At 71.4% G+C, this 11,839-nt stretch carries 9 protein-coding genes and 1 pseudogene; all 10 read left to right on the forward strand.

Annotation, left to right across the window (positions count from 1 at the left end):
- Positions 1-11 precede the first annotated feature (11 nt).
- The 10 genes and pseudogenes from ABD352_RS22430 to ABD352_RS22475 all read left to right on the forward strand — a co-directional run bounded on the left by ABD352_RS22430 (position 12) and on the right by ABD352_RS22475 (position 11,819).
- Positions 12-401, forward strand: coding sequence for a hypothetical protein (locus tag ABD352_RS22430; protein WP_344614406.1), 390 nt, complete (start codon positions 12-14; stop codon positions 399-401).
- Positions 398-1,345: pseudogene (locus ABD352_RS22435) on the forward strand (gluconeogenesis factor YvcK family protein); the annotation flags it as partial. The gene ABD352_RS22430 and the pseudogene ABD352_RS22435, both read left to right, overlap by 4 nt.
- A 340-nt stretch (positions 1,346-1,685) precedes the next feature.
- Positions 1,686-2,666 (forward strand): DNA-binding protein WhiA, encoded by a 981-nt coding sequence (whiA, locus tag ABD352_RS22440; RefSeq protein ID WP_344614407.1) that lies wholly within the window; start codon positions 1,686-1,688, stop codon positions 2,664-2,666.
- A 339-nt stretch (positions 2,667-3,005) separates the two neighbouring features.
- Positions 3,006-4,010 (forward strand): type I glyceraldehyde-3-phosphate dehydrogenase, encoded by a 1,005-nt coding sequence (gene gap, locus ABD352_RS22445; RefSeq protein ID WP_344614408.1) that lies wholly within the window; start codon positions 3,006-3,008, stop codon positions 4,008-4,010.
- Positions 4,007-5,158, forward strand: coding sequence for a phosphoglycerate kinase (locus ABD352_RS22450; RefSeq protein WP_344614409.1), 1,152 nt, complete (start codon positions 4,007-4,009; stop codon positions 5,156-5,158). Before gap ends, ABD352_RS22450 begins: the two co-directional genes overlap by 4 nt.
- A gap of 3 nt (positions 5,159-5,161) precedes the next feature.
- Positions 5,162-5,944: a triose-phosphate isomerase gene (tpiA, locus tag ABD352_RS22455; RefSeq protein ID WP_344614410.1), complete on the forward strand. Its 783-nt coding sequence runs from the start codon at positions 5,162-5,164 to the stop codon at positions 5,942-5,944.
- Between the two features lie 349 nt (positions 5,945-6,293).
- Positions 6,294-7,871: an ABC transporter substrate-binding protein gene (locus ABD352_RS22460; protein ID WP_344614411.1), complete on the forward strand. Its 1,578-nt coding sequence runs from the start codon at positions 6,294-6,296 to the stop codon at positions 7,869-7,871.
- Positions 7,872-7,926: 55 nt separating this feature from the next.
- The gene (gene secG / locus ABD352_RS22465) at positions 7,927-8,184 is read left to right on the forward strand and encodes a preprotein translocase subunit SecG (RefSeq protein ID WP_344614412.1); all 258 of its coding nucleotides are present in this window, start codon (positions 7,927-7,929) and stop codon (positions 8,182-8,184) included.
- Between the two features lie 109 nt (positions 8,185-8,293).
- A complete protein-coding gene (locus ABD352_RS22470) occupies positions 8,294-8,632 on the forward strand; it encodes an RNA polymerase-binding protein RbpA (RefSeq protein ID WP_344614413.1) in 339 nt (112 codons plus the stop codon).
- A 967-nt stretch (positions 8,633-9,599) separates the two neighbouring features.
- Entirely contained in the window at positions 9,600-11,819 is a 2,220-nt protein-coding gene (locus ABD352_RS22475) for a choice-of-anchor C family protein (protein WP_344614414.1), read from the forward strand.
- Positions 11,820-11,839: the final 20 nt, after the last annotated feature.

Here is an 11,839-nt window from a genome sequence, read left to right on the forward strand (position 1 = left end):
TCCGGCCCGGCGTGCGCGCGACGAGCGACGACCTGCGCCGATCGACCGCTGCACGGCCGACGGGCAGCAGCGTGCCCGGCTCGCCCCGTCGGCCCGGCACGCGTGTGGCAGGCGTCGACGTGCGCCGCCAGGGCGTTGCGGGTGTGACGAGTTTCGAGGTGCGCCGTCCGGCCGCTGCGGGTGTGGCGGGCGTCGAGGTGCGCCGTCCGGCCGTTGCGGGTGTGGCGGGCGTCGAGGTGCGCCGTCCGGCCGTTGCGGGTGTGGCGGGCGTCGAGGTGCGCCGTCCGGCCGTTGCGCGGGCGGTGGGCGGCGGCGTGCGCGGCCTTGTGACGTGGGGCGGCGTGCCGGTGAGTGGTGGGGGCGAGAGCATCCCGGCGGCGCGGCCTGGGGAGAGTGGATGACCGGCGGGGACGGCGGCCGGGAGGCCGTACGCGTGGTGGCGTTCGGCGGAGGGCACGGGCTCTCCGCCAAGCTGCGGGCGCTGCGGATCGTGCAGCGGGAGCGGCCGCTCGACATCACCGCGGTGGTGACCGTGGCCGACGACGGCGGGTCGAGCGGGCGGCTGCGGGCGACGCGGGACATCCTGCCGCCCGGGGACCTGCGGCAGGCGCTGGCGGCGCTGGCCGAGGAGACGGCTGCGGCCGATCTGTTCCAGCACCGGTTCGCCGGGGCGGACGACATCGCCGGGCATCCCGTCGGGAACCTGGTGCTCTGCGCGCTGCTGGAGATGGCCGGCGATCCCGTGCTGGCGCTCGATCGGGCGGCGGCGATGCTGCGGTGCGGCGGCCGGGTGCTGCCGATGTCCCGCGATCCGCTGCACATCGAGGCCGACCTGTCCGACGGTGGCGAAGTGGTCACCGTGCGTGGTCAGCACGAGGTGGCGGTCACGGCGAAGACCATCGACCGGGTGCGGTTGACGCCGGCCGAGCCCGAGGCGTGCGCCGAGGCGGTGCAGGCGGTACTGGACGCGGACTGGCTGCTCTTCGGGCCGGGGTCGTGGTTCACCAGCGTGATTCCGCACCTGCTGGTGCCGGGGCTGGCGGCGGCGATCCGGGACAGCCGGGCGCATCGGCTGGTCACGCTCAATCTGGCCGCCGACAGCGAGACGGCGGGGCTGACCCTGCCGGAGCACCTCGCGGCCCTGCATCGTTACCTACCCGGGCTGCAGGTCGATGTAGTTCTTGCCGACGGGAAAGCCGTAGGCGACCCCGAACCGGTCCATCGTGCGGCAGAATCGCTGGGTGCGCGACTGGTGCTCGCCCCGGTGGCGGTCGGCGACGGGGCGCCGAGGCACGACCCGCAGGCGCTGGCGGCGGCGCTGCGGCCCCTCTTGCGCGCCCGCCCCGGCGGCGAGGCCGCGTCGGGGGACGGCGGCGCTGCGGGGGACCGCGGCGCTGCGGGGGACCGCGGCGCTGCGGGGAACGGCGGCGCTGCGGGGAACGGCGGCGCGGGGGTGCACGCCGCCGGTGGTGGCGCGAACGGCCACGCCGGCGTGAACGGGGGTGGCCCGGGAGCGGGGCACGCCGGGAACGGGGCCCGCGCCGGGGCCGCACAGCACGGCCCGACCCGGGCAGGCACCGCATGAACGTCCAGCTAGGCACGCACTACGACCAGCTAGGCACGTACTACGACATGAACGAACCACACGACGCGATGCTGAACACGAACCGCGAGGTGACGACAGAATGGCGATGACCGCTGCGGTCAAGGACGAGCTGAGCCGGGTGGACGTGGCGAAGCCCTGCTGCCGGCGCGCCGAGATGGCGGCGCTGCTGCGATTCGCCGGTGGGCTGCACATCGTCTCCGGACGGGTGGTCGTGGAGGCCGAGCTCGACACCAACGCGGCCGCGCGGCGGCTGCGGCGCGAGGTGTCGGAGGTGTACGGGTACGGCAGCGAGATCCACGTCCTGGCATCCGGCGGACTGCGCAAGGCCAGCCACTTCATCGTGCGCGTGGTCAAGGACGGCGAGGCCCTCGCGCGGCAGACCGGCCTGCTCGACGTGCGCGGGCGGCCGGTGCGCGGGCTGCCGCCGCACGTCGTGTCGGCCAACATGTGCTGCGCAGTGGCGGCGTGGCGCGGTGCGTTCCTGGCGCACGGGTCGCTGACCGAGCCGGGGCGCAGCTGCGCGCTGGAGATCACCTGCCCGGGGCCCGAGGCGGCGCTCGCGCTGGTCGGGGCGGCGCGGCGGATCGGGATCACCGCGAAGGCCCGCGAGGTGCGCGGGGTCGACCGGGTCGTGGTCAAGGACGGCGACGCGATCGCGGCGCTGCTGACCCGCATCGGGGCGCACCAGAGCGTGCTGACGTGGGAGGAGCGCCGGGTGCGCCGGGAGGTGCGGGCGACCGCGAACCGGCTGGCCAACTTCGACGACGCCAACCTGCGCCGCTCGGCGCGGGCCGCGGTCGCCGCGGCGGCGCGGGTGGCGCGGGCGATGGAGATCCTCGCCGAGACCGCGCCCGACCACCTGTCCAGCGCCGGCACGCTGAGGCTGGAGCACCGGCAGGCCTCGCTGGAGGAGCTGGGGGCGCTGGCCGACCCGCCGCTGACCAAGGACGCGATCGCGGGGCGGATCCGCCGCCTGCTCGCCCTGGCCGACAAGCGGGCCCGGGATCTGGGCATTCCGGACACCGAGTCGGCCGTAACCCCGGAGATGCTGGTCGGCTAGGGGGCCGTCCGTCCTTGGCACGACGACGCTGGCAGGGAGGCCCCCAGGGGCCGACCGGTCACTGTCGGGAGCAACGGCGCCCTGGCTGCGCGGACCTGAGTCATCATGGTTTGGAAACGTGTGCTCCGACACCCCGGCGGGATCGTGACCGGTTCGAGACGATAGGGTTCCAGTTGTTCGGCGATGAGGCCGACTCGGGTCGCTCCTCGCTGTTCGATCGCCGCCGCAAAACAACGCCGGACCGGCGGTACTCAGGGTGGGCGAGCCAATAACACTCATCTGGCGCCCGGTGCCGGCAAGCAACGGCCGGGGCGCGACGTGACGAGGAGATGTGTCGAAGTGACCATCCGGGTTGGCATCAACGGCTTCGGCCGTATTGGCCGCAACTTCTTCCGTGCGGCCCTGGCCAAGGGCGCGGACATCGAGATTGTCGGCGTGAACGACCTGACCGACAACGCGACGCTGGCGCACCTGCTGAAGTACGACAGCATCCTCGGCCGCCTGGGCGAGGAGGTCAAGGCGACCGCGGACGAGATCACCGTCGCGGGCAAGACCTTCAAGGCGCTCGCTGAGCGTGACCCGTCGAAGCTGCCCTGGGGCGAGCTGGGTGCCGACGTCGTCATCGAGTCGACCGGCATCTTCACCGACGCGGAGAAGGCCAAGGTCCACGTGGCGGGCGGGGCCAAGAAGGTCATCATCTCGGCTCCGGCCAAGAACGAGGACCTGACGATCGTGTTCGGCGTCAACGAGCACGAGTACGACCCGGCGAAGCACACGATCATCTCGAACGCTTCGTGCACCACGAACTGCCTGGCCCCGATGGCGAAGGTCATCAACGACACGTTCGGCATCGAGCGTGGCCTCATGACCACGATCCACGCCTACACCCAGGACCAGAACCTGCAGGACGGCCCGCACAAGGACCTGCGCCGCGCCCGCGCCGCCGCGCTGAACATCGTGCCGACCTCGACCGGTGCCGCCAAGGCGATCAGCCTGGTCATCCCCGAGCTCAAGGGCAAGCTCGACGGCTACGCGCTGCGCGTGCCGGTCCCGACCGGCTCGGCGACCGACCTCACGGTCACCGTCGGCCGCGAGACCACGGTCGACGAGGTCAACGCCGCGATCAAGGCGGCCGCCGAGGGCGCGCTGCGCGGCATCCTGGTCTACACCGAGGACCCGATCGTCTCCACCGACATCGTGACCGACCCGGCGTCGTGCATCTTCGACGCGGGCCTGACCAAGGTCATCGGCAACCAGGTCAAGGTCGTCGGCTGGTACGACAACGAGTGGGGCTACAGCAACCGCCTCGTCGACGCCGTCACCCTGGTCGGCGCCGGCCTGTGAAGACGCTCGACGACCTCCTGAGCGAGGGCGTCGCCGGTCGGCGCGTGCTGCTGCGCGCCGACCTGAACGTCCCGCTCGACGGCGACCGCATCACCGACGACGGCCGCATCCGCGCGGTCCTGCCGACCATCAACGCCCTGCGTGAGGCCGGCGCCGCCAAGATCACCGTCATGTCGCACCTGGGCCGCCCGAAGGGCGCGCCCGACCCGAAGTACACCCTCGCGCCCGTTGCCGCCCGCCTGAGCGAGCTGCTGGGCGCGCCGGTGGCCTTCGGTGATGGGGCCGACGGCGACCTGGTGCTGCTGGAGAACCTCCGCTTCAACGCGGGGGAGACCAGCAAGGACGAGGGCGAGCGCAAGGCGTTCGCGCAGGAGCTGGCCGCGCACGGCGACGTCTACGTCGACGACGCGTTCGGCGCCGTGCACCGCAAGCACGCCAGCGTGTACGACGTGGCGGCGCTCCTGCCGCACTACAGCGGCTACCTGGTCGCCAAGGAGCTCGAGGTCCTCTCGAAGCTCACGGGCGAGGCCGAGAAGCCGTACGTCGTCGTGCTCGGCGGCTCGAAGGTCTCCGACAAGCTCGCCGTCATCGAGGCGCTGCTGCCGAAGGTCGACAAGCTGCTCATCGGCGGCGGCATGTGCTTCACCTTCCTCAAGGCCCAGGGCCACGAGGTCGGCAAGAGCCTGCTGCAGGACGAGATGGTCGACACCTGCAGGGACCTGCTGCAGCGCGGCGGCGACAAGATCGTGCTGCCGACCGACGTGGTGACCGCGGACAAGTTCGCGGCCGACGCGGCGACGCAGACGGTCGGCGCGGGCGCCATCCCGGCCGACGAGCTCGGCCTGGACATCGGCCCCGAGTCGGTGGCGGCGTTCGCGGCCGCCCTCGAGGGCGCGAAGACCGTCTTCTGGAACGGCCCGATGGGCGTGTTCGAGCTGGCGCCCTTCGCGGCCGGCACCCGCGGCGTCGCCGAGGCGATCACCAAGGTCGACGGCTTCACGGTCGTCGGCGGCGGCGACTCGGCCGCGGCGGTCCGCGCGCTGGGCATCCCCGAGGACGGGTTCAGCCACATCTCCACTGGCGGCGGCGCGTCCCTCGAGTTCCTCGAGGGCAAGACCCTGCCCGGTATCGCCGCGCTGGAGGCCTGAGCAATGGCAGAGGTAACCGGACGCCGGCCGCTGATGGCCGGCAACTGGAAGATGAACCTGAACCACCTCGAGGCGATCTCGCTGGTGCAGAAGCTGGCCTTCACGCTCAACGAGCAGCAGCTCAACGACGTGGAGGCGGTCGTCCTGCCGCCGTTCGTGGACATCCGCAGCATCCAGACGCTGGTCGACGGCGACAAGCTGCTGATCGGCTACGGGGCGCAGGACATCTCCGCGCACGCCTCGGGCGCCTACACCGGCGAGGTGTCGGGGGCCATGCTGGCCAAGCTCGGCTGCCAGTACGTGGTCGTCGGGCACTCGGAGCGCCGGCAGTACCACCGCGAGGACGACGCCCTGGTCAACGCCAAGGTGAAGGCGGCGCTGGCCAACGGCATCGCCCCGATCCTGTGCATCGGCGAGGGCCTCGAGATCCGCGAGGCCGGCGAGCACGTGGGCTACACCCTCGCGCAGCTCGACGCCGGCCTGGAGAAGATCAAGACCGACGAGGTCGAGAAGATCGTCATCGCGTACGAGCCGGTCTGGGCGATCGGCACCGGCAAGGTGGCCACGCCGCAGGACGCGCAGGAGGTCATCGGGGCGATCCGCACCCGGCTGGCCGAGAAGTACTCCGGCGGCACCGCCGACCGGGTGCGCATCCTCTACGGCGGCTCGGTGAAGCACGACAACGTCGCGGCGATCATCGAGCAGCCCGACATCGACGGCGCCCTCGTGGGCGGCGCGAGCATCGACGCCGAGGGCTTTGCCAGGATTGTCCGTCTCGGCAAGTAGGCCCCGGTAACTGCGGAAACACCCAGCGTCGCGCGACCTCTCGCAGGTCGCGCGACGTTGTGTTGTGCGGGCCACCCCCTGTTCCGCGGCGGTCCACCGGCGCCTAGAGTGGCTGCGTCCACCACCCCTTGACCTGGCGACGAGCCAGCGGGCACCGGCTCATCCGCCACGAACGGGTGATCCTCCCGCGGGCCGCGCCGTGAGGACGAGCATGTTGTTCGACACGCGCCGCCGTCGTGCCCTTTTCGCGACTTTTGCCGGACTGGCGCTGCTTGCAACCGCAGGGTGCAGCGACGCCGACGCGAAGAACGGGCCCCAGCCGCCGAGGAAGGGCGGCACGCTCCACGTGGTGGTGAGCGCCAAGCCGGCGCACCTCGACCCGCAGCGGGTCGCCACGGCCACCGAGGCCAACGTCAGCCGGCTCGTCTCCCGCACGCTCACCACGTTCCGCTCCGAGCCCGGCCCGCCCGCCAGCGAGATCGTGGGCGACCTCGCCACCGACGCCGGCCGCCCGAGCGAGGGCAACCGGGTCTGGGACTTCCAGCTCAAGGACGACGTGCGCTGGGAGGACGGCACCCCGATCACCTGCGCCGACGTCAAGTACGGCGTCGAGCGCAGCTTCTCCGGGCTGTTCTCGGTCGCCCAGCCGTACGCCAAGACCTACCTCGCCGACACGGACGGCTACGCCGGCCCCTTCGTCGGCGGCAACAACGGCGGCAAGGGCCTGCAGTCCGTGCAGTGCGTGGACACCAAGAACATCCGCTTCGTGCTGAACCAGCCGATCGGCGACTTCGGGTACACGGTGGCGATGTCGCTCTTCGCCCCCGTCCCGGCCAAGCAGGACACCAAGAACGACTACGACAAGAAGCCGTTCTCCAACGGGCCGTACAAGCTGCAGGAGGTCACCGACCAGCAGCTGGTGTACGTGCGCAACTCCTACTGGGACGCCAAGACCGACACCGTTCGCAAGGCCTACCCCGAAAAGATCGTCATCGAGGCCAACGGGGACCTGCCGACCGTCACGTCCAACCTGATCACCAGCGACGGCGACTTCGCCGACACGATCGACCTGGACAAGAACGTCGCGCCCAACTTCGTGCAGCAGGTCGTCAACGATCCGGACCTGTCCGCCCGGTCCGTGCAGGGCAGCTACGGCGGCATCCGCTACATCGCGATCAACAGCCGGCGGATCCCGACCCTGCAGTGCCGCCAGGCCCTCATCTACGCCTTCGACAAGCGCAAGTTCCGCGCGGCCGCCGGCGGCTCGATCTACGGCGACTACGCGACCACGATGATCGCCCCGCAGCTGAAGGCCCACAAGAACTTCGACCTCTACGACAGTGCGAACAACCTCGAGGGCAAGCCCGACGTGGCGATCAAGCTCATGGACGAGGCCAAGAACGCCGGCAAGCCCTGCCCGCCCACGCTGACCCTGGCGATCCCGGACCAGAAGGACATCCGCCGCCTGGCCACCACGATCGTGGAGAGCTACCAGCAGATCGGCATCCAGCTCAAGATCAACGGGATCGACCCGGAGACGTACTTCGACGTCATCGGCAACCCGGCGAACACCAACGACCTGCTGTGGTCCGGCTGGATCCCGGACTGGGCGAACGGCTCCGCGGTCATTCCGCCACTCTTCGACGGCCGGCTGATCCCGACCAAGGCCAACGCGACCAACAACCAGGACTACGGCCTGCTGGACGACCCCGAGGTCAACGACGCCATCTCGGCCGCGCTGGCCGAGTCGGTGCCCGATCGGCAGTACAGGCTGTGGGGCGAACTGGACCAGAAGATCGCCGAGAAGGCCGTGGTGATCCCGATCGTCTACATGAAGTCCCTGCGCATGGCCGGCACGAACATCCGCGGCGGCTTCATCCACCCGCAGTTCGGGCAGCCCGACCTGTGCGCGCTCGGCCTCGCCTAGTAAGCTTCCGTCCGGTACAGCTCAGAAGACCGCCCACCGAGAGGACGACCGCGCCATGACGGCGTTCGCCTACACCCTGATCGTGCTGCTGGTCATCACCAGCGTGCTGCTGACCCTGCTCGTGCTGCTGCACCGCGGCAAGGGCGGCGGCATGTCGAGCATGTTCGGCGGCGGTGTCTCCTCCAGCCTCGCCGGCTCCTCGGTCGCCGAGAAGAACCTCGACCGCTACACCCTGCTGGTCGGCATCATCTGGTTCGCCTGCATCGTGGGCCTCGGCCTCTGGCTCAAGATTGTGCAAAACGGCGGAGCCTGAGTTTCCTCACGTTGCGCGCGGTCGATAGAGTGACCGCGCGCAGGTGTTTTCGCCCACCATCCTGCCTCCGCGCGACGTCGCACCCCCCGACGAACAGGAGCGAGCAGCCGTGGCAGCTGGCAACGCCATCCGCGGGTCCCGAGTCGGCTCCGGCCCCATGCGCTGGGCCGAGCGAGGCGAGCAGGCCCCTCGCCGCAGCGTCACCTACTTCTGCGCCAACGGCCACGTGACCTCCCCGGCCTTCGCCGCCGAGATCACGCCCCCGGCCACCTGGGACTGCCCGCGCTGCGGCCTCCCGGCGGGCCAGGACGAGCAGGCGCCGCCGGAGCGGCCGCACCCGGAGCCGTACAAGACGCATCTCGCGTACGTTAAGGAGCGCCGCTCCGACGCGGACGGCGAGGCGATCCTGCAGGAGGCCTTGGCGCGGCTGCGGCAGCGGCGCGGGTAAGAGCCTTTTGGGACTCCGGTCCGTGTAACTTACGACCGTTGCTCCCGTCAGACACCGGTCGGCCCTGGGGGCCTCCCTGCCGGCGCCGCCGTGCCAAGAGCCACGCCCGCCAGCCCCCACCCACCCTGGATCAAGCCCCCGCCGGCTCCGCGCTGCCAAGATCTCCCCGGATAAGTCGAGCGCTGGCGTGCCACGACTTATCCGATTTATACCCCGACACCGCATAAATCCGACAAGTCGCGACACACCGTGCCCGACTTGTCGGAAGAGGCGCAATTCACCCCCACGCCCGCGGCGGACGACGTCGCCGGTCTGCAGTGTGTGACTGCCCTCGGTGTTGGCCGACGTGATGGCGGCGCGCCGATCGGGCGCAGGCTCTTGCTGAGGCGCTGCTGGCCGCGCCGGACGGCGGTGTGGGTCCGAAGCGGCCGGCGGGCCTCGGCGTTTGTCGAGCTGAAGGGAGCGCGCCGATTCGGCGTGGGTCTTGGCGGGCTGCCGTTGGTCGTGCCCGACAGTGCTGCGCGGTCTGGACCCGGGCGTCGGGCCTCGGTGTGTGACGGGCCGGCGGAGACGCGTCGGTGAGGGACGTGGGTCTTTGCTGGGTGGCTGGTTTGCAACGCTCGGCGTTTGCCGAGCTGATGGAAATGTGCCGCCGAGAGCGCGGGGGTTTCGCGCAGTGCGGAACGGCGGCGCTGTTCATGCAACCCGCCCGCGGCACTGGTCGCATTCGCGGGAAATCGGCCGGACCGGCGCAAAAGAATTGGCGCGGTCAAATGGCGAACCGGTACGACGGGGCCGAACGTCGAATGGCGGCAACCGAACATCCGGGCGGGAAGACACCCCAGCTCAACGGTGGTGGCCGACCTGCCATAACGCTTTCCGCGACCTTGTCCGGCGCCGGAGTGCCCACGAACGATATTCGTGTCGGTATTCAGGCCGACCTCCGTTTTCCGCTGAGGGGACAGCAATGCGAATGCACACGCGGAGAAGAACCCTGCGCGCCCTCACCGCGTCGGTGGCCGTCGCCGCCGTGGTGGGGGCGCTCGTGCCCGGTGAAGCCCACGCCGCCGGCGCGGTCGACTGCACCACGGTGATGCAGCAGCTGCAGCACAGCGACCAGCAGCTGGCCGCCGCCGAGGCCGCGTACAACGAGGCCGAGGCAGCCCTCGCGAAGGCCCAGCAGGCCCAGCAGAAGGCCCAGCAGGCCCTCGACCAGAGCACCACCGCCAGCAACCGCGCCGACCAGGCGCTGGACGCGGCGGCGAAGGCCCTGAACGACGCCAAGGCCACCATCGCCGCCTACGACCGGTTGAAGGAGACCACCGACGCCGATGCGACGGCGGCCCTGCAACGCAACGCCGAGCTGTTCAACGGCCTCTCGCACGAGAAGGAGGACCGGATCGTCGATCTGCTCAAGGAGGTCCTGGAGCGGACCGGCAAGGCGCTGGCCGGCTCCAGCGCGCTCGTCCGGGCAGGGGCGATCGTGCTGGCGGTCGCCGAGCTGGGCGAGGCGCTGGCGTCGGCGGCCGTGATCGTCGCGATCCTGCAGATCATCCGGCCGTCGGCCGAGCTGGTGAAGCGGGCGTTCGACCTCTACTCGGCGCTCAACAAGATGCGCGGCGACGAGCTGGAGCTCGTCCGGCGCAAGCCCGAGCGCGACGATGCGGCCCGGCGGCTGCCGGACCTCCAGCGCCGCTACGACGACGCGTTCAAGGTCGCCGCGAGCGCGGCCGCGACGCACGGGCAGCGGCAGAAGGACCTCGACGCGGCCAACGACGCGCTGAAGAAGGCGCAGGACGCCGACGCGGCGGCGCGCAGGGCGCTGGCCGACGCCCAGTCGGCCGACAACTCGGCCTGGCAGGCCGTCCGGCAGTGCAGCGGCGGCGACGCCACCATGTCCGGCGACCCGCACCTGACCACGTTCGACGGCGCGCACTACGACTTCCAGCAGGTCGGCGAGTTCGTCGCGGCGCGCTCCGACCGCGACGACTTGGCCGTGCAGGTACGGCAGTCGCCGTGGGCCGGCACGTCGCGGACCGTCGCCGGCAACACCGCCGTAGCGTTCCAGGTCGCCGGGCACCGGGCCGCGGTGTACCTCGCCACCGGCGGCTCGGCCGTGACCATGACGGTCGACGGCAAGAGCGTCACCGCCGCCTCGACGACGCTGCCGGGCGGCGGGACCCTGACCAACGACACCGGCTCCCGGCGGGCGAGCGTGACCTGGCCGGACGGCACCTTCGCGATCGTGAGCTACGCCGGCGGGGGCTACCTCGACCTGTCCGTCGGGCTCTCGGCCGCGCAGGCAGGCCACGTGAGCGGGCTGCTCGGCAACGCCAACCGCGATCCCTCGGACGACCTCGTGACCCGGGCCGGCGTCGCGCTGCCCAACCCGGCCACCGCGGCGCAGCTCTACGGCGCGTACTCGGCGAGCTGGCGGATCACCCAGGCCGAGTCGCTGTTCGACTACGCCACCGGGCAGAGCACCGCGACCTTCACCGACCTCACGTTCCCGTCCGCCGTCGCGACCGTCGACGACCTGTCCGCGGCGGTGCGGCAGGCCGCCATCGTCACCTGCCAGGCGGCCGGGGTGACGGACCCGGCGTACCTCAACGACTGCATCCTCGACGTCGGCCTGACCGGCAACGCGGCGACGGCGCTGTCCGCCGCGAAGTCCCAGACCGTCGCCGTGGCCCCGCCGGCCGCGGGCGAGCTCGTGACCAACGGCGGCTTCGAGAGCCCGGACGGCGTCGGCGGCTTCGCGGAGTACGGCAACGGCTCCACCGCCATGCCCGGCTGGACGGTGACGGGCAGCGTCGACCAGGTCGGCAGCTACTGGGCGGCCCAGGAGGGCGCGCAGTCGCTGGACCTGGCCGGCGCCTCCTCCGGCACGATCACCCAGACCGTGCCCACCACGGCGAGCACCACCTACGTCCTGAGCTGGTACCAGGCCGGCAACCCCGTCTGCGGCCAGCCGCTGAAGACGCTGACGGTCACCTGGAACGGCGCCACGGCGGCCACCACCACCTTCGACACGACCGGCCACAACGGCACCGACATGGGCTGGACCCGCCAACAGGTCCAGGTCACGGCGACCGGCCCCACGGCCACGCTCGCCTTCACCGACGCCACCGCGGACCACAGCCAGTGCGGCGTCGCCCTCGACGCCGTCTCCCTCACGAAGTCCTGACGCGCGGGCGGCGGCCCGGC

Source organism: Dactylosporangium salmoneum, from assembly GCF_039532525.1.
Lineage (GTDB): Bacteria > Actinomycetota > Actinomycetes > Mycobacteriales > Micromonosporaceae > Dactylosporangium > Dactylosporangium salmoneum.

Coding starts and splice junctions, on each gene's coding strand:
- whiA (WP_344614407.1), top strand. CDS start 1,686: ATGGCGATGACCGCTGCGGTCAAGGACGAGCTGAGCCGGGTGGACGTG.
- tpiA (WP_344614410.1), top strand. CDS start 5,162: ATGGCAGAGGTAACCGGACGCCGGCCGCTGATGGCCGGCAACTGGAAG.
- secG (WP_344614412.1), top strand. CDS start 7,927: ATGACGGCGTTCGCCTACACCCTGATCGTGCTGCTGGTCATCACCAGC.
- ABD352_RS22475 (WP_344614414.1), top strand. CDS start 9,600: ATGCGAATGCACACGCGGAGAAGAACCCTGCGCGCCCTCACCGCGTCG.